The 19025-nt window shown below is 36.5% G+C and carries 21 protein-coding genes and 1 other annotated feature; all 21 genes read right to left on the bottom strand.

Going from position 1 to position 19025, the window contains the following annotated elements; genetic code table 11:
• Window positions 1-18 precede the first annotated feature (18 nt).
• The 21 genes from AC1Q8M_RS16910 to AC1Q8M_RS16810 all read right to left on the bottom strand — a co-directional run bounded on the left by AC1Q8M_RS16910 (window position 19) and on the right by AC1Q8M_RS16810 (window position 19022).
• Window positions 19-1941, bottom strand: a complete 1923-nt coding sequence (locus AC1Q8M_RS16910) for an ABC transporter permease (RefSeq protein WP_098366041.1) — start codon at window positions 1939-1941, stop codon at window positions 19-21.
• The gene (locus AC1Q8M_RS16905; protein ID WP_000114526.1) at window positions 1916-2692 is read right to left on the bottom strand and encodes an ABC transporter ATP-binding protein; all 777 of its coding nucleotides are present in this window, start codon (window positions 2690-2692) and stop codon (window positions 1916-1918) included. The genes AC1Q8M_RS16910 and AC1Q8M_RS16905 overlap by 26 nt, the downstream gene beginning before the upstream one ends.
• A 93-nt stretch (window positions 2693-2785) precedes the next feature.
• Window positions 2786-3868 (bottom strand): HAMP domain-containing histidine kinase, encoded by a 1083-nt coding sequence (locus AC1Q8M_RS16900; RefSeq protein ID WP_098661979.1) that lies wholly within the window; start codon window positions 3866-3868, stop codon window positions 2786-2788.
• Window positions 3858-4565 (bottom strand): response regulator transcription factor, encoded by a 708-nt coding sequence (locus AC1Q8M_RS16895; RefSeq protein ID WP_002082113.1) that lies wholly within the window; start codon window positions 4563-4565, stop codon window positions 3858-3860. Before AC1Q8M_RS16895 ends, AC1Q8M_RS16900 begins: the two co-directional genes overlap by 11 nt.
• A gap of 140 nt (window positions 4566-4705) precedes the next feature.
• On the bottom strand, window positions 4706-5992 hold the full coding sequence (obgE, locus tag AC1Q8M_RS16890; protein WP_000497130.1) for a GTPase ObgE: 1287 nt from the start codon (window positions 5990-5992) through the stop codon (window positions 4706-4708).
• Window positions 5992-6540, bottom strand: coding sequence for a sporulation initiation phosphotransferase B (locus AC1Q8M_RS16885; RefSeq protein ID WP_001003587.1), 549 nt, complete (start codon window positions 6538-6540; stop codon window positions 5992-5994). The genes obgE and AC1Q8M_RS16885 overlap by 1 nt, the downstream gene beginning before the upstream one ends.
• Window positions 6541-6603: 63 nt before the next feature.
• On the bottom strand, window positions 6604-6894 hold the full coding sequence (rpmA, locus tag AC1Q8M_RS16880) for a 50S ribosomal protein L27 (protein ID WP_000944957.1): 291 nt from the start codon (window positions 6892-6894) through the stop codon (window positions 6604-6606).
• 3 nt (window positions 6895-6897) lie between these two features.
• Window positions 6898-7242 carry a ribosomal-processing cysteine protease Prp gene (locus AC1Q8M_RS16875; protein ID WP_002094147.1) on the bottom strand — a complete coding sequence of 115 codons (345 nt, stop codon included), beginning with the start codon at window positions 7240-7242 and terminating at the stop codon, window positions 6898-6900.
• Between the two features lie 11 nt (window positions 7243-7253).
• Window positions 7254-7562, bottom strand: coding sequence for a 50S ribosomal protein L21 (gene rplU / locus AC1Q8M_RS16870; RefSeq protein ID WP_000270907.1), 309 nt, complete (start codon window positions 7560-7562; stop codon window positions 7254-7256).
• A 14-nt stretch (window positions 7563-7576) separates the two neighbouring features.
• Window positions 7577-7654, bottom strand: a sequence feature (ribosomal protein L21 leader region).
• A 77-nt stretch (window positions 7655-7731) separates the two neighbouring features.
• Window positions 7732-9120, bottom strand: a complete 1389-nt coding sequence (locus AC1Q8M_RS16865; RefSeq protein WP_098855680.1) for an Rne/Rng family ribonuclease — start codon at window positions 9118-9120, stop codon at window positions 7732-7734.
• Window positions 9121-9187: 67 nt separating this feature from the next.
• Window positions 9188-10048, bottom strand: a complete 861-nt coding sequence (gene spoIVFB / locus AC1Q8M_RS16860; RefSeq protein ID WP_098855681.1) for a stage IV sporulation intramembrane metalloprotease SpoIVFB — start codon at window positions 10046-10048, stop codon at window positions 9188-9190.
• Window positions 10041-10787: a stage IV sporulation protein SpoIVFA gene (spoIVFA, locus tag AC1Q8M_RS16855; protein WP_029443366.1), complete on the bottom strand. Its 747-nt coding sequence runs from the start codon at window positions 10785-10787 to the stop codon at window positions 10041-10043. Before spoIVFA ends, spoIVFB begins: the two co-directional genes overlap by 8 nt.
• A 133-nt stretch (window positions 10788-10920) precedes the next feature.
• The gene (minD, locus tag AC1Q8M_RS16850; protein ID WP_000503309.1) at window positions 10921-11718 is read right to left on the bottom strand and encodes a septum site-determining protein MinD; all 798 of its coding nucleotides are present in this window, start codon (window positions 11716-11718) and stop codon (window positions 10921-10923) included.
• A gap of 2 nt (window positions 11719-11720) precedes the next feature.
• Entirely contained in the window at window positions 11721-12407 is a 687-nt protein-coding gene (gene minC, locus AC1Q8M_RS16845; protein ID WP_000391521.1) for a septum site-determining protein MinC, read from the bottom strand.
• Between the two features lie 35 nt (window positions 12408-12442).
• Window positions 12443-12988, bottom strand: a complete 546-nt coding sequence (mreD, locus tag AC1Q8M_RS16840; protein WP_000975765.1) for a rod shape-determining protein MreD — start codon at window positions 12986-12988, stop codon at window positions 12443-12445.
• A 14-nt stretch (window positions 12989-13002) separates the two neighbouring features.
• Window positions 13003-13854, bottom strand: a complete 852-nt coding sequence (gene mreC / locus AC1Q8M_RS16835; protein WP_001135487.1) for a rod shape-determining protein MreC — start codon at window positions 13852-13854, stop codon at window positions 13003-13005.
• A gap of 41 nt (window positions 13855-13895) precedes the next feature.
• Entirely contained in the window at window positions 13896-14915 is a 1020-nt protein-coding gene (mreB, locus tag AC1Q8M_RS16830) for a cell shape-determining protein MreB (protein ID WP_000466736.1), read from the bottom strand.
• Window positions 14916-15072: 157 nt separating this feature from the next.
• Window positions 15073-15750: a DNA repair protein RadC gene (radC, locus tag AC1Q8M_RS16825; protein ID WP_001013391.1), complete on the bottom strand. Its 678-nt coding sequence runs from the start codon at window positions 15748-15750 to the stop codon at window positions 15073-15075.
• A gap of 46 nt (window positions 15751-15796) precedes the next feature.
• On the bottom strand, window positions 15797-16372 hold the full coding sequence (locus AC1Q8M_RS16820) for a Maf family protein (protein ID WP_000720495.1): 576 nt from the start codon (window positions 16370-16372) through the stop codon (window positions 15797-15799).
• 233 nt (window positions 16373-16605) lie between these two features.
• Window positions 16606-17556 (bottom strand): hypothetical protein, encoded by a 951-nt coding sequence (locus AC1Q8M_RS16815; protein WP_023523114.1) that lies wholly within the window; start codon window positions 17554-17556, stop codon window positions 16606-16608.
• A gap of 164 nt (window positions 17557-17720) precedes the next feature.
• Complete coding sequence (locus tag AC1Q8M_RS16810) at window positions 17721-19022, bottom strand: bifunctional folylpolyglutamate synthase/dihydrofolate synthase (protein ID WP_000582037.1); 1302 nt, start codon at window positions 19020-19022, stop codon at window positions 17721-17723.
• Window positions 19023-19025: the final 3 nt, after the last annotated feature.

Genomic DNA, 19025 nt, shown 5'->3' with positions numbered 1-19025 from the left:
AAAAAGCTAGAGGTTCCCCTAGCTTTTTACGTGTTTTAAATATCCTCTTTGCGCGATCATAAAGTAAATGGCAGAAGCTAAAATGTATGCTCCAATTACAAGCGCACCTGATTTCCACAAATTAATATAAAGCATTTTCCCTAACGTATGAAGAGCAAATCCACTATGAATGGAACCGATTAAAATTGGTATAAAGAAGATAACTCCCATTTGTCGAATCGCAATTTTGCGAATTTCTTTATCTGTCATACCGATTCTCTTTAACGATTTAAATTGAATACGATCTTGTTCTTTATCGTTAAACCATTTAAAGTATGTCATACTACAAGCGAAGAAGAAGAATAGTACCGCCACGAAGAAACCGATGAACATTGTAATCGCTCCACCTTCTCTTATATCCTTATACGCAAACACTGAATTTCTCAATTCTCCTTGCTTTTCTGGTGCAATTTCATTTTTCAAATCTAATACAAGATCTTCTGTACTTTTCCAATCCTCAATATAATAACCGTAATATTTCGTCTTTTCTTCATCTGGTACGAGTTTTGCATACTTCTCAAAATCTTGAGCATTTACAACGAGATATTCACTATCATTAAAAACAGAATACTGCGTTGGATTATTTAATTGAACAGACTGCTTTTGTCCGTTAATTGTAAATTCATACGGTTTCGTGCGGTCTGGCTTCATCAGTTCATTTGACATATCAACCATAACCATTGTTGCACTACCTGGTGCATTATGAACTTCTGTAGGTTGCTCTCTCTTTTGTTTGCGCACTTCCGTATTATATTCTTTTTCTGAAATAATCGTCATCGGTACTTCATGTTCACTATTAAACAACGTTATTTTCTGTGTTGCCGGTAGTTTAACGTAGGTTACTTTTCGCGCATCTTCAAACCCATGTCTCTTCACAAGCTCCTGTACCTTTTCTTCATTAATAAGGCTATGCGTATTTAACCCCTTTTCCTCATATGAAATAGCGTGTGGTGTAAGTTCTACCGTTTTCGCACTCAAATTTTCAAAATATACGTAAAGCGTGCCAACTGCCGAGGATACAACCGCCGTAATAATAGAAATTACAAATAGAAAACGAGCATTATCTTTCATTTTATAAATAAGGTTACTAAGGACGAACATATTTGGGTACGTATAAAAAGATTGTTTTCGTTTTTGCAATGCTTTTAATACGACTGTACTACCTTGTGTAAATAGTAAATACGTTCCGCCAATTGTCAGTCCTACAACCGGTAAAAAGAGGATGAGGAAATTCAGAAACGTTACTTGGAAGCTAAGTACATACGCAGCAATAATACATCCTATACCAACTACACATAACCATGTAAATGCAAACGGCTCTACTTTTTGCTTTCTTGCTTCTCTTAATAAATCAATAATTTGCAAGCGCCCGACTGTCCAAACACTAAACAATGATAGGATTAAAAATAGAATAAAGTATACACCAGCTGTAATAAGAATTGCTTTACTATTCCAAACGAGTGGAAGTGTCTTATCTATTTTCAATAATACGCTTAACGCTTGGAAAAATAATTTTGAACAAAGCATTCCAGCCCCAATACCAACTACAATTGCAATACTACCTAACATCAGTTGCTCTAATATAATCATTCGGCCGAGCTGCGATTTCGTTCCGCCAATTAATGTTAGTAGACCAAACTCTTTTTTTCTTGCTCGTAAAAACGTTGAATTTGCATATAAAATAAAGAGTGCCGAGAAGATGACCACAATATAATTCATCGATTCTAATCCTTTTGTGATCATCTTCCTCATACTAATATTACCGCTTACGACATCTGGATGATAAATAAAAGAAGCATACATGAAAAATACGACAATCGATAAACAACTACTTATAAGAAACGCTTTATAGTTACGCCAATTTCCTTTTACGTTATTAAGCGCGAGCTGGCGAAAGTTCATGATACTCTCCTCCTAGCATCGCAAGTACGTCCAGAATCTCTTGGAAAAAGGCTTGTTTCGTTCTTCCTTTATGTATTTCCGAGAAAATTTCTCCATCGCGTATGAAAAGGATACGTTCACAATAACTAGCCGCTACTGGATCGTGCGTAACCATTGCAATCGTTACTTTCTTTTGCTCGTGTAAATCTTGTAGAGCGCCCATTAGCGATTTCGCTGACTTCGAATCTAAGTTTCCAGTTGGCTCATCTGCTAAAATTAACGTCGGTTCATGAATGATTGCTCTCGCTGCTGCTGCACGTTGTTGTTGTCCGCCTGATACTTCGTATACTTTTTTATTTAAAATTTCTTCGATGCTTAAAAACTTCGCAATTTCCAGTACTTTCGCATCGATTTCATTTACAGGTTTTTTCGCCATTACAAGCGGTAAAATTATGTTTTCTTTAATGGATAACGTATCAAGTAAGTTAAAATCTTGGAAAATGAACCCTAAATGTGTACGGCGAAACTCCGCTAATTTTGCAGCACGCATTTGATTAATTTCTTCACCATTTACAAGCACATGACCTGAAGTTTGCTTATCAATTGTTGCTAATAAATTTAAAAGCGTCGTTTTTCCGCTTCCTGAAGGACCCATAATCCCTACAAATTCGCCTTCTTCTATTTTAAAATTTATATCGTTTAAAGCAGTCGTCGCTACTGAACCTTTTGATTGGTACACCTTCGTTAATCCTTTTACTTCAAGAACACTCATTTCTAATCCCCCTATGTGTTTTCTTCTTACATTTACTATAAGAAAAATAAGAAAAAGAAACGAGTGATTTCCCTTACAAAACGTTTTGTTATCTTACAGTTTTGTCATTTTTCTCATTAATGTATGATACTCTTCATCTTTTGCAAATTGGAACGTGAATGTTGTTCCTTCTCCTTCAGCCAATTGAACATATATTCCATGATGTAAATTATCGCAAATTTCCTTCGTAATATATAAGCCCATCCCAGTCGCTTCTCTCGTTTTACGTCCATTTATTCCCGTAAAGAATGGATCAAATATGCGCTTTACGTCTTGCTCTGGAATACCAATTCCATTGTCCTTAATATGTAATAACACCTTTTGATTTTTCTCTTCAATTTGAAATTGAATTTCTTTTTTCTCTGCCGCTGAAATTTTTGTATACTTGATTGCGTTTACAACAATTTGACCTATAGCAATACTCAGCCATTTTCTATCAGATGCAACCATACAAGTATCTTCTTCAAACATCACTTTCGGAAATACAGACGATTGAATGAAGGATTTTCGATTTTCATTAATAATACCTCGCACGACATCTATAACATTTACTACTTCTACTTTATAATCCTTCGCAAACTGCTCTAGCCTTGCCATATGTAACGCTAAATCTAAACCATTTAGTATACGGTTATTTTCTTCACGAATACTTTCAACTGTTGCTCTTGCCTCACGATGCTCCTTGCCAAACTTCTGCAACAATAATTCAATAACAGATACTGGTGTTTTCATTTGGTGAATCCATTGGTTCATAAATATCATTTGCTGTTGCTCTTTCGCATGCTGTTTATGAACTTCATTCATATATTGCTGTCTTAATAACGTAAAAGATTCAACGACCATTTCTTGCTCTAATGTATAAGATTCATCAATAAGTAAAGAGTCATGTAATGTATTTCCGCCAGTAACATACTTTTTGATACTCTTTAAAAACACACTCCGTTTTCGGTAATCGTAAATGAGGTATACAGTAAACACAACTGTTCCTAATAAAAGTCCATATAACCACGTACTCCAATCAATGGATTTCTTTTCTAAAAGACTTTGCAACTGCAAAACAAGCCCAAATAAACAAAGGCTAACAATATAAGAAAGTATTAAAGAAAAGCGGTCCATGAGGTAATTTTTAACCTTCATGCCCTTCGCCCCACTCTGTAAGAAGCGCATAACCATATCCACGTTTCGTTACAATTGCATTTTTAATGCCTAGCTCTTCTAGTTTCTTCCTTACACGTTTTACATTTACGGTTAATGTATTATCATCCACAAATGCTACTTCATCCCATAGAGCTTCTAACAGTTCTTCACGCGTTACATATTGATTCACCTGTTTCATTAAACACTCTAATAAGTAAAACTCATTTTTTGTCAGTTCAGTTTGTTGTCCCTGCCACTCAACGATATGCTGGGACGGGAATAACAACAGTCCATTTACACCTAAACAATCACTCTCAGCAGCAGAGGCATACTCTCCATAGCCACGGCGAAGCGCACTCTTCACCTTTGCCATTACGATATCTAAATGGAATGGCTTCGTAATATAATCATCGCCGCCATTTTCAATCGCCATTACTTGATCCATTTCCCCTGTTCTTGCAGAAACAAAAATAATCGGCGCATTCGATACAGTACGAATTTGACGACACCAATAAAAACCGTCAAAGTACGGTAAATTAATATCAAGTAACACAAGATGAGGATTTATTTTTACAAACTCATCTTTTATATGACGTAAATCACTTGCTCTAAATGATTGATAGCCATACCTTTCTAAATGCTCCTCTAATATTCCCGCAATTTTCTCATCGTCTTCTACAATTAATATTTTATACATGTTCTTTTTCTCCCCATAAAAGAATTCTTCTACATTTACTCCTTTTTCCATTATAAATTGAAAATTTAATTAGTGGGGATTTTTTCCTATATAAATCCGATTTTTACGATATAAAAAAAGACTGCCGTATTTCGGCAGTCTTAATCGATAAATTCAAATTCATATTCAAGAATTTTCACAATATCTCCGTCTTTTGCACCACGTGCACGAAGCGCTTCATCAATACCCATTCCGCGCATTTGACGAGCGAAACGACGTATAGATTCATCACGTGAGAAGTCTGTCATCTTGAATGTTTTCTCGATATCGTAACCAGAGATAACAAACGTGCCATCACTTTCACGTGTAATTTCAAATTTAACACCTTCAGTATCAAATTTGTACATTACACTTGTATCAGACTCATCCGCAACTTCATGTATTGGGAATTCTGGTGTTGTTTCTATTAAGTTTGCTACTTCAAACAGTAAGTCACGAACACCTTGTCTTGTTACAGCTGAGATTGGGAAGATTTTTACTTCGTCTCCCACTTTCTCTTTAAATGCTTGTAAGTTTTCTTCTGCATCTGGCATATCCATTTTGTTTGCAACAACAACTTGTGGACGCTCAGTTAAGCGAAGATTGTATTCTTTCAATTCATTATTAATCGTTACGTAATCTTCATATGGCTCACGGCCTTCTAAACCAGACATATCAATAACATGCACGATTACACGTGTACGCTCAATATGACGTAAGAATTGGTGTCCAAGTCCGACGCCAGCATGTGCGCCTTCAATTAGTCCTGGAAGGTCAGCCATAACGAAGCTGCGGTTATCACCAGTTTCAACAACACCAAGATTCGGAACGATTGTTGTGAAGTGATACTCTGCAATTTTCGGACGCGCTGATGATACAACAGATAATAATGTAGATTTACCTACACTTGGGAATCCAACAAGTCCAACGTCTGCTAGTACTTTAAGTTCTAGAATGACATCACGCTCTTGACCTGGTTCCCCGTTCTCAGCGATTTCTGGCGCTGGGTTCGTAGCTGTTGCAAAACGTGAGTTACCACGGCCACCACGGCCACCTTTTGCAATTACAGCAGTTTGTCCATGCGTTACTAAATCGGCAAGAATTTGACCAGTTTTTTCATCTTTTACTACTGTTCCTGGCGGAACCTTTACAAGTAAATCTTCAGATTTACGCCCGTGCTGACCTTTACTCATTCCGTGCTGACCGCGATCAGCTTTGAAATGACGTTGGTAGCGGAAGTCCATTAATGTACGTAAGCCTTCCTCAACTACGAAAACAACATCTGCACCTTTACCGCCGTCACCACCTGCTGGGCCACCTTTAGGAACATACTTCTCACGACGATACGCAACCATACCGTTACCACCGTCGCCGCCTTTTACATATATCTTGACCTGATCTACAAACATTATTTCACCACACTTTTTTCAATTGGTTGTAATATAACTGAGACTTCTTCGTCTCGCACTGTATAAGAAATGGAATACCATTTATTGTTTTGGGTCGCAAGCCAATTTTGTAGTTCTTCTACACTCGTTAGCTTACCACGAAAATCAAAAAAGAAACGAGCATTCTCCGCGTCACATTCAATTGTGATACAAACATAATTTTCAACATATACGTCTAAACTATGCTGAAGCATTGAGAAAAATTGATTCGTCCATGTACATACAGTCTCATCTAAGTGAGATAAGTTATGTAATTTCCCTAATACTTCGTACTCCAATAAGCACGGCTGCTGTTTCCAATTATATGTTAAAATCCACTCTGAAAATAAAGGCATTGATAGCCCCATCAGATTGGATTCTTGTCTCGCTTCTTGGACAAAACGATCGATGAGACTATGAATTTCTTCCACTTTTCCAAGTGAAAGGTTTCCTTTCACCATCTGCATACGATTGAGCCAATCATGTCTTGAATGGCGCAATGCATCTATAATTGTCCATTTTTCATTCATTTAGATACCCCTTAATATAGAAAAACTCTAACCTGCACTCAGGTTAGAGTTTTCCGTGAGTTCTTATGCTTCTTGAGCAACAGGATATACGCTCACTTGTTTGCGGTCACGGCCAAGACGCTCAAAGCGTACTACGCCGTCAACTTTCGCGTATAAAGTGTCATCGCCACCACGACCAACGTTAACACCTGGATAAATTTTTGTACCGCGTTGACGGTAAAGAATTGAACCACCTGAAACCGTTTGACCATCTGCGCGTTTAGCACCAAGACGTTTTGACTGAGAGTCACGACCGTTCTTTGTACTACCTACACCTTTCTTAGATGCGAAAAACTGAAGATCTAATCTTAACATACGTTACACCTCCTGCACTTTTTCTATTAAACGGATATACTTTCCGTAATCAAGTTCGATCGTCTTAAGCGAAACAACCAATCCTTCTAAAAGTATCTGTGCTTTTTCTGCTGCATGAACGTCTAAATCATTAGGCAATTCATACGTTAAGAATCCGCCATCACTTCCGAGTTCAATAGTTGCCTGCACATTACAAAGTTCTTCCACTGCATTTATAGAACCAAACACAACCGCTGTAGTTCCAGCACAGACAAGGTCTTGTCCATGTGGCGCATAATCGGCATGTCCAGTCATTTTAAATGATTGGATACTTCCTAATTTCGTGCGACTTATCGTAATTTTAATCATGTTAACCAGAATTAAGCGTTGATAGCTTCAACAACTAGCTTAGTGTAAGGTTGACGATGACCTTGTTTCTTACGATTGTTCTTTTTCGCTTTGTATTTGAAAACAATGATTTTCTTAGCGCGACCTTGTTTTTCAACTTTCGCAGTAACTGTTGCACCTTCTACAACTGGGCTACCAACTTTAACGTTTTCGCCACCAACGAAAAGAACTTTGTCAAAAGTAACAGTTTCACCAGCTTCAACATCTAATTTTTCAATGTAGATTGCTTGACCAGCTTCAACTTTAATTTGTTTTCCACCTGTTTCGATAATTGCGTACATACTTGCACCTCCTCTTAATTACTAAGACTCGCCAAAAACGAGGTAGACATAAATGCCTTTAGGGAACCTGTCTTGTGCGGTTGTAGCATATAGCCGTTTAGGTGCTATAAACTATAACATAAAGATGTTACCATAATTCATTGAGTATTGTCAATGAATCTTCTACTAACTATTTTTTCCGTTCTACAATTTCTTTTTTACTTCCAAAACGGATAATAGCGTACTTTTCGATAATATCATCTTTGAAATAAATTTCAAATGGAATATTTTTTTGTAATTCTTTTTGCAAAAATTGTTTTTGCAGTTCTTTAGGCGCAGCGATTAATACTGCCTCATCCTCTATGTTGCCATATGTGATTAATTCTCTCTCTAGCTCATACGCAATTGTTTCATACGACATTACATAACCCGTCGCTTTGCAAGATACACACTCTTCTAGTAATACGTCACGTAAAGAATGTTTTTTACGTTTTCGTGTCATCTCCAAAATTCCTAACTCAGTAAATCCAAGTACTCTTGTATAAGTACGATCATCTTTCATAGCAGCTATGAGACATTCTCTTACCTTTTCTTTATCTTCTCTTTTTTTCATATTAATAAAATCAATTAATATCATACCACCAATATCACGAAGTCTTAATTGGCGTGCAATTTCTTCAGCTGCCATCTCATTTGTGCGAAGTACTGTATCTTGTAAATTTTGTTTTCCAGTAAACTTGCCCGTATTCACATCAATTACAGTCATCGTCTCCATTTGCTCTACAATTAAATAAGCACCATTTGGAAGCCACACAATTTTTTGGAGTGCTTTCTCAATTTCACGCTCTATTCCAAAATGGTTAAACATCGAAGACTTTTCATTATAAAAAGATACTTTTTCTTTTCCAACTTTGTCTTCTAATTCTTTTACTATACTTCTTGTATCTACAACTACTTTTTCAATTGTTTCAATTGGGTTCTCTTGAAATACACGATCTAAAAAGGTCGCCGGTCGATGAAGTAATAACGGCGCCTTTCCTTGATCCTCTTTTCTTTTTAACTCTTCATACAACTGTTGTAACCTTTGCATTTCAGCTTGTATTTCTTCAATTCCCCCTTTTTCAGAAGCAGAGCGGAAAATGTAACCTCCCGTTCCTTCTACTTCAATTTCAAGTAACTGTTGTCTTCTTTTATTATTTTTTATTTTCCGAGAAACAGCTCGCATCTCATCAAACGGCATATAAACGACATATTTCCCGGTAAATTCTATATTCGCTGTCAATTTAGGCCCTTTCGTATCAATTGCCTCTTTCACAACTTGTACGAGTATCGCTTGCCCTTCATGTATACGATAAGAAGCTGGTACATCATCGTATGAAAGATACGCATGTTTTTCTAAACCTATATTTACAAAAGCTGCGTTCATTCCAGCAATTGTTCTTACGATACGTCCAACATAAATATGCCCAACAATCTCTTGCTCTTCATTACGTTTCCATAAAAACTCAACAATCTTTTTCTTCTCTTCAATTGCAACGCGCTTTTCCGAACCAGCGTAATTCACATATAACGTTTTCAAAATTATTTCCTCACTTTATAATCTTCTTTGCTTTTACAATAATAAAAGGTTAGTGCTATCGTCAACACTAACCGATTAATTCTTCAACTGATGAGGTTATTCGTTTTTCAGTAAAATATGCATAGAGCAATTCATTTTCATCCAATGTGTAATGCTCTTTATATTTTCCACGGACGATAATAGAATGCTTATATCCTCTACGAAATTTTGTGAATATCTTATATAAATGATCTTCTGATTGCACTTCAATAGGTGCAATCTTTTCAATCCCTCTTTTATTTCCATAATAACGTTCTAATAAAAAACGCATAAATGCATACCGTCTTTGTTTCCACTCTTGATATAACGACACTGCCAAAAATATGAGTAGTACCCACATCATAATATTGTTACTATTCCAGAGCAACTGCCATCCTAATATTACACCAAAAAAAACACATGACAATTTCATCATCTTTTCATGTGCTTGTAAATAAGGAAAACGATATGATAGTATATTAAACAATACTTTCCCGCCATCTAACGGCCAAATAGGGAGTAAATTAAACGCTAAAATAATTATATTATTCCACATAAAGAAATAATATAAATCTGCATTCAACCAACCGGCTTCAAACAACATATAACCTACTAGCATCATCCAAACATGTTGAATCGGTCCTGCAATTACGACAACAAGTTCCTCTTTCAATGACTTATTACCATGTTCCTCAAGCTCGGCAACGCCACCAAACGGCAAAAGCTGAATTCTTTTTATACGCCAATTATAGTGTGCTGCTGCAATAGCATGCCCAAGTTCATGAATAAGAACGATACAAAATAACAGTAGTAACTCTTTAAAACGTGCAGTAAAAATACCAATGACAATAATAACCCAAAATAATGGATGCACGGAAATTTTCGTCAAAACGTCTCTATATTTAATCAAATGATATCACCTGGATCGGATCAATAAATTTTTCATTCTTTTTTATCGCGAAATAAAACTTTCCATTTTTATCATTTGTATCATTACTCACCGTTCCAATTTTTTGTTTCTTTGAAACGTAATCATATAATTTCACTGACATATCGTTTAAGTTTGCATACCATGACTCCGTACCATCTGCATGTTGAATTTGAACTGTATTTCCAAGTTCCTCTTTCTTACCCGCAAAAACAACTAATCCTTCATTCACTGACTCAACCGTTGCATTTGTAGCTGTTTGGACAAATACACCTTGGCCATTTTTTTGAAACCCTTGCATTACCTTTCCAGAAGCGGGAATTGCATAATCTTTTTGCTGAATACTTCCTTCTTTTTTCTCGTTTGGCGAATAGAATACGAGCGGTTTTCCAAATTGCTTTTCGTACCATTTCGCTACAGTAGCAAACTGAAATTCCTCTTTCATCACTTTTTCTGTAACAGCTTTAGCTCCATTGAATGAAGAAGGAGCATTCTTATATAAAATAGCAACCGAAAGAACTAATATTGCCGATAATAAAACTTTGAAGAAAAAGACTTCCTTTCGAAATAAAGGATGCATTTCCTTTTCTCCATCTTCAATAAATACTGTTTCGCTATCAAAATTCCCTCCGGTAAAATACTGTTCTTCCTCCATCCTTTCTTGCTCGGCCTTCCTTTTTGCAATCCGCTTTTTAATTTCTTCTACGCGTCTATTCTTCATACTGTCTCCTTTCTTTCGTTAAGCTAATTTCAATAGAAACAGTTGTATACAGTTTGTACATATGTATGAGCTAAGAAAGAAAGATATTCGTGTGAAGAAAAAAGAAAGCACTTCGCATATGTGCGAAGTGCTCTTAACGGATTCCAAAGAAGTTTTTCACCTTTGCAAATACCGATACCTTTTCTTGTTCAAATGCTTGTAATGGTACATTCTCACCTAACAAGCGTCTTGCAATATTACGATAAGCCAACGCTGCTTTTCCGCTTGGTTGCAACGCCACAGGTTCACCTGTATTTGTAGCTCGAATAACTTCATCGTCATCTTCGACAACACCAAGAAGCTCGATTGACAATGTACGTACAATTTCATCAACATCTAACATATCCTGTTCATGAAGCATATGACTACGTACACGGTTAATAACAAGTTTCGGTGGTTCAATATCCTCTTTTTCTAAAAGCCCAATAATACGATCTGCATCGCGCATTGAGGATACTTCTGGAGTCGTAACAACGATTGCTTTATCCGCACCAGCTACCGCATTTTTAAATCCCTGCTCAATCCCCGCAGGACAATCGATTAATATGTAATCATAATCTTGACGTAATACTTGTATTAATTCATCCATTTGTTCAGGTGTTACCGCTGATTTATCACTCGTTTGTGCTGCAGGTAATAAATAAAGATCATCAAAACGTTTATCTTTAATAAGAGCCTGAGGTAAACGGCAACGCCCTTCAACGACATCAACAAGATCAAATACAATACGATTTTCCAGCCCCATTACTACGTCTAAATTTCGAAGACCGATATCTGTGTCAATTAAGCACACTTTCTTTCCAGATAACGCTAGGGCCGTACCAATGTTCGCAGATGTAGTAGTTTTACCTACTCCGCCTTTTCCAGATGTAATTACTATTGCCTCTCCCACAGCTATACAATTCCCCTTTCTAACTTTGTTAAATTAGGTCTAAGATGAGTGAGAAGTTGCAGGCGATCGACAACAATGTGATTGTTCTCATTAATATACGCACATTCTGCCGCCTCCGCTCCGTCTTCTTTCTCTTCCGGAGCCCGCATTGCCACATCACTAATTCGAAGTTGCATCGGGTTCATAACAGATGCAGCGATTACAGCATCTGAATCCCCATAATACCCAGCATGTGCAATTCCTCTTAATGATCCTACGACAAAAATATTCCCCCCAGCGATAACCGTTCCGCCTGGATTAACATCTCCAATTAACAACAAATTTCCTTTTACATGTAAAACTTGTCCAGAGCGAACAATTTTGGAAATAGGGACAATTTCTGTTTCTTCTTTCCAAGCTATTGCTTCTGCTTTAGTGATAACATCACTTTCAATTGAATCCACAACAAGATTCTTTTTATTACGAATTAACGTACGAATCTCTTCTTGTTGGACTTCTGTTAAATAACGATTTCCTACTTTCACATGCACTTCAATTAAAGAGCGCCCATCACCATCGTAGTAATGCGTAGAAAGTTTTTCGTCTAATTCCATCAATAATTCTGAGAATGAACAACAATCATCTAAATGAAGCGTTATCCCATCTTTTGTCCCTTTTATCGTTACATTTTGTTGCTTTTTTTCTTCCACTAAAGTTCACCCCACCGATTCAATTCGACATAAAATTAGAAAATCCTTTTTTCTTTTTCTTCCATCGCTTTTGAAAGACGCACTATATATCGTCTCAGTGGGAAACAAACTATCAATAAGAAAATAGCATTTAACAATAAAGTAGAAAGGAGACGATCTGTGAAAAAGACATGCGCTGGCATATGAGTACGTCCTAACAAAGTTAAGAATCCATACACATAATACTCTAGTGCTACAATGCTAGCTAATATGATAGAAACAACAATAAATAAATTCAATTGTAATACTTTCATCACACTATAAACTAAATAAGCTAAAATCGGATAAGCAAAAATATATATCCCGACAAGTTCTGTGTATACGGTATCAAATAAGAAGCCAAATAATAGTCCGTAATAAATCCCTTGGACCGGACTATAATACACTGTAATAAAACATAAGACGATTATAAAGAAATGCGGTGCTGCTATACTGTCTTTCCAAAACACATCCGTTGGAACAACAGTAGCAAACATATTTTCAAATAGAAACACAAAAAGGAGCAAAAGAGGAAGAGCTGCTCTTTTTAATATCTTCATCATCTCTTCTTCTCCTCCTATTCTAATGGCGCTGAAGGTGTTGCACGTTTAGCAACCGTAATATGCTCTACGTCATTTAAATCAGCGGCAGGTTTTACATAAGCTGTTTTTGTTAAGCCATATGCATCCGGCTGAACATCAACGATTTTTCCAATTACAAGACCTTTCGGGAAAATATCACCAAGTCCAGATGTTACAACTAGTTGATCTTTTTCTACCGGTGCATCAGAGCCAATCTTTGTGAAAAGAAGTAATTGTTTTTCTTTGTCATAACCTTCAATCAAACCAAAGATTTTCTCTTGCCCTTGTACAATAGCAGAAACGCGATTTGTTCGGCTCATAGAACTTAGTAATTCTACTGATGATGTAAACTGAGATACACTTTTCACTCTTCCAACTAACCCTTGTGAAGTTACTACAGCCATATCTTTTTTAATTCCTTGCTGTGCCCCTTTATCAATTCCAATTAAATCGTACCATTTATCTGGATTACGAGAAACAACAGTAGCTGGAATTTCAGTATACCCGCTATTTAACTCTTTTTTACCAGTTAGCTCTTGTAGCTTCTTGTTATCATCTTCTAGTTGTTTTACTTTCCCTGATAGACCTGCATAATTATCTAATTTTGCTTTTAATTCTTTATTCTCTTCATACGTGCGCTTTACATCCTCTACATTTTCGAAGAATCCAGCTACGTATTTCGCTGGCTTTTGGAATACACGTTCTACAACACCGACAGTGTCTTTAACAAACTGCTCTGGCCATGTTAAACTGTTCCGTTCTTTCAATGAGATTCCAATCAATGCCACGAGAAGAATAATACTAACCAACAAAACAATTAATCTTTTGTTTAAGAAAAACTGTGGCACGTTCACACCCTCTTAATTTCACTGATTTTTATTTTGCAATATTATCGAGCAGCAGTTTTGAAAAGATCGATATTGTCTAATGCTTTACCTGTTCCAATTGCTACGCAATCTAATGGATCTTCTGCAACAAGAACTGGCATTTTCGTTTCTTCACTAATTACTTTATCTAAATTACGTAGTAATGCCCCGCCGCCTGTTAATACGATACCGCGGTCCATAATATCAGCCGCTAATTCAGGTGGCGTTTTTTCTAACGTATTTTTAACTGATTCTACAATCGCATCTACTGTATCTTTTAATGCATCTGCAATTTCTTCTGGCTGAATTAGTACTGTTTTTGGTAAACCACTTACTAAATCACGACCGCGAATTTCCATAGGCTCGATACCTTCTGGCTCGCCTGCAGAACCAATTTCTAATTTTAATGCTTCAGCTGTTCTTTCACCAATCATTAAGTTATAGCTTTTCTTAATGTACTGAATGATTGAATCATCCATATCATCACCAGCAACACGAACTGACTGGCTTGTTACAATACCACCTAAAGAAATAATTGCAACTTCTGTTGTACCACCACCGATATCAACAACCATACTACCAGTTGGTTCCCAAACAGGTAAGTTTGCACCAATTGCTGCTGCAAATGGCTCTTCGATAGGATAAGCATCACGAGCACCCGCTTGACGAGTCGCATCGATTACTGCACGTCTTTCTACAGCTGTAATACCAGATGGTACACATACCATTACATACGGCTTACGTGAGAAGAAACCGTTTGATTTTTGAGCTTGTTGAATGTAATATTTCATCATTGTTGCAGTTGTTTCATAATCAGCAATTACACCGTCTTTCATCGGGCGAAGTGCCACAACGTTCCCTGGTGTACGACCAATCATTTGTTTTGCATCGCTACCTACAGCAACGATTTGTTTCGTATCAGTTTGTAACGCAACTACTGAAGGTTCACGTAAAACTACACCTTTTCCTTTTACATATACAAGCGTGTTCGCAGTTCCTAAGTCTATTCCAAGATCGCGAGTAAATCCACCAAATCCAAACATATTATTTATCTTCCTTTCTTGTTTTCACGGACTCATTTTTTCTTACTTTATATTATAAAAACAGTACGTTTTTTATATCTTTATCCTTTTTGTAGATAAATTTCTACAAAAAACTCATAAATCACATTATAAAACAAAATAAGTAAAAAGCATAGTCTTAAATATGACCTTTTTCCTTTAAACTCACGAATTTATGGTCACCTATTATAATATGATCAAGCACTTCAATTCCGATAATCTGACCGCATTCTACTAAGCGTTTGGTTACTTCAATATCTTCACGGCTCGGCGTGGGATCTCCTGAGGGATGGTTATGAAGACATATGATAGAGGCTGCTGCACGACGGAAGGCTTCTTTAAAAACTTCCCTCGGGTGTACAATTGACGTGTTTAAACTTCCAATAAAGATCGTTTGCCTATGTATAACTTGATTTTTTGTATTTAAATATAAACAAACAAAATGCTCTTGTTGTAAAAAACGCATTTCTTCCATCATGTATTTCGCACAATCTTCTGGACTTCGAATACTATATCTATTTTGATATTCTAAACGTACCATTCTTCTGCCTAGTTCAAAGGCTGCCATAAGTTGCGATGCCTTTGAAATCCCAATACCATGTATACTAATTAGCTCTTCTAATGTTGCATCTTTCAACATACGTAAGCCATCAAATTGGTGTAAAATTTTATCTGACAACTTTAAAACTGTTTCTTCTTTAGAACCTGTTCTGAGTAACACTGCGAGAAGCTCTCGATTTGATAAACTTCCAGCACCTTCTAACAATAAACGCTCCCGTGGCTGTTCTTCTCTTACAACATCACGAATACCGTTCATCTCTCCACCCCTTTATTTGTTCTCTCAAAGAAAACCCCATGCAATTTTACGCATGGGTTACATCAATATCAAATTGTTTTAATTCTCGAACGAGACGTGCAATTGGTAAGCCAACTACACTATAGTAGTCCCCTTGAATATGTTGAACGAAAATAGACCCTTTACCTTGAATCCCATAACTACCTGCTTTATCAAGAGGTTCTTTTGACGCGACGTATGTATCAATTTCCTCTTCTGTTAATTCCCAAAACGTAACTTCTGTACGCTCATAAAAAGTAACCGTTTTTTCTTTTGATATAATCGCAACACCTGTATACACTTCATGTGTTTTCCCAGATAGTAATTGTAACATCTCTTTCGCCTCATCCTTATTAGAAGGCTTACCAAGGATACGCGACTCATATGTAACAATTGTATCTGCACCTAACACAATGTAATCACTATTGTTTTCTGCAACCGCTGATGCTTTTTGCAAGGCAAGCGACATTACAATATCAGAAGGCGATGAATATGCACCAATTGTTTCCTCTACTTCACTTACAACGATTTCAAATGGTACGCTAGCTAACTCAAGCAATTCCTTCCTCCGAGGTGACCCTGAAGCTAAAATTATTTTTTTCATATTTTCTCCTTCCTTTCTCACATGAAGCAGAACAATTTATATCAATCGTATCAAAGGAATAGTTTGCCCACAAATGAAAGAAATATTAATTTCTCTAACTAAAAATAACACTTCTTTATTGCATACGATTATATTCCTGTCATAGAGAAAGCACTTTGCTCTAAATTCAAAAGAAAAGAAAGAAGTACATGTACTTCTTTCTTACTCATTTTATTATCCTATCATTTCACTTTCTACGAAACAATTTTTTCATACGAGAGTAAGCCATCAATAATAACTTGATTTAATTTCGCCAAAGATTCCTTATCCATTTTCCCATCTTTTACTGTTTGTACAGCTACCGACGTATACATATACAGTTTCTTTGCTTCTTCTCGCTTCATACTTTTCCCTTCTTTTTCAATCGCTTTCCATTCTTTTTCAATCACTTCTATATCTTTTGCGCTGCTTTTTCCACCAACTTGTACGCTAGAAGCATATTTTGCTAAATGAGTATATAATGGCTGCACTTTTGTTAAAAATGTTCCTACTTCTTTATCATCTTTCAGCAATGCTTTATCTGTTATATCCCAGTTCTTTTTTAAAACGGAGACACCATCATTTTTATACTTAGTCATTAATTGATTTATAGCCTGTTCATCGCTAGCAATACCAACAACTATTGCATACTTATCCCCGCTCGGTCTCAAAGCACCAATGCCCCCATTGCCTTTCCATTCTTCAAGAGCTGCCTGTCCCTTTTCTTCAGAAGAATAAAGCCCCCCTTGAACAAAGAATAATTTCATCGGATCCAATGACGTTCCTGTCTGCGCCTTTTGTTTTTCTTCTTTCGGTGCTGGTGTTTGTTCTGCCGTTCCACCCACCTTTGATTCTCCATTTCCAGTCGGCCTTGAAGCAGTTACTTCACTTCCTCCTGTTGTTCCTTGTCCAGTAAGTAAATGAAGCATCCCCATTCCAAACGTCGTACCGATAATAATTGCGGTTGCAACGATTGCAATTAATGTATTACTCCACTTCTTTCGGTATTTTTCCACAGACACTGATTTCGCTTTTTGAAACGGAACAACATTTTTAGGTCGTTCACTTTCTACTACCATCCATTCAAATTCATCTTTCTTCTTTTCCTCATACTTCGCTTCTGTTCCATTCACTTTCACTGAGATCGTTCGTGATTGCTTGTCCATACACTCACACCTCACCTCTTATCGTTGTCCGCATCATATCATATTCATTTCACAAAAAAACGAGATATTTGTCAGAGGAATTCGCCAAATAACCCTATATATTTATCTTATATGTATGCATTTGACTTCATTTGTAGAACAAAAAACTAGATAGCAAAGACTATCTAGTTTTTCTCTCGAATATATTTTCGAACTTCAGAAATGAAATAAAGAGAACCTGTTATGATAAAAACATCATTTTCCCCTATCATTTCAACTTTTGTATCAATTGCCTCTTTCCAATTTTCAAAAACTAATTTTGATTCTTTTTGTGAATATGATGCAAGCTTGTCTGCAGAAATAGCACGATCAAAGGCGAATGTTGTAAAAATCATTTCATCTGCAATGGTTTCTAATCGGCCTACCATGTTATGCAATTGTTTATCACCAAGGGCAGTAAATAAAACTATTACATTTTTATCTTTGTAATGCGCTTCTACTGTTTTCACAAGGCTTTCGATACCTTCTGGATTATGAGCACCATCTATAATAATATCCGGGTTACTTTGTAGCTTTTCAAAGCGCCCAATCCAATACGCTTCCCGTAATCCCGTTCTTATTCCCTCTTCCTCAATTAAAAATGATAAATATGTTTTTACATACATTACTGCCATAAGTGCTAGCGCTGCATTTCCTACTTGATGAATACCTTTCATTGAGATTTGCAAATCTTCAAATGCGGTAAAAGGACAAGTAAAATCAAACTGTTCCCCATCTTCGTTAGACTGTTTATGTAACGCTGTAAAATGCTTGCCAAGTTCGTATAAGTTTGCATGGTTTTCCTTTGCAACATTTTGAATGACTTGCAAAGCTTCTTCATCTTTTACACCAGTAATTACCGGCACACCAGACTTAATAATCCCCGCCTTTTCATATGCAATTTCTCCTAGTGTATTCCCTAAAATATGCATATGATCGTGACCGATATTCGTAATAATCGTGAGAACAGGGTGTATAACATTGGTAGAATCAAAACGTCCACCGAGCCCTGTTTCAAATAAAACAACATCACAGAAATTGACTTTACCGAAATAGCAAATTGCCATAACAGTAATAATTTCAAACTCAGTCGCTTCCCCTAAATCCGTTTCATCTAGTTTTTCCACGACTGGTTTTACCATCTTTACGAGTTCAGTAATCTCTTCATCTGCAATTGGTGTTCCATTCACACTAATGCGTTCATTAAATGTTTCAATGTAAGGAGAGGTAAACGTTCCTACCTTATATTTCGCGCCTTCTAACATGTAACGCATATATGTTAACGTTGAACCTTTTCCATTTGTACCAGCAAGATGAATACATTTTATATGACGCTCTGGATTTCCGAGCTCTTCTAGCATCCAATTCATTCTTTCTAATCCTGGTTTAATACCAAATTTCAATCGGCTATGAATCCACCCTATCGCTTCTTCGTATGTATGTATCACGTA

Source organism: Bacillus sp. GW823-FHT06A10 (assembly GCF_058795375.1).
Note: the sequence above shows the minus strand (reverse complement) of the source record. Positions and strands in the feature narration are given on the sequence as shown.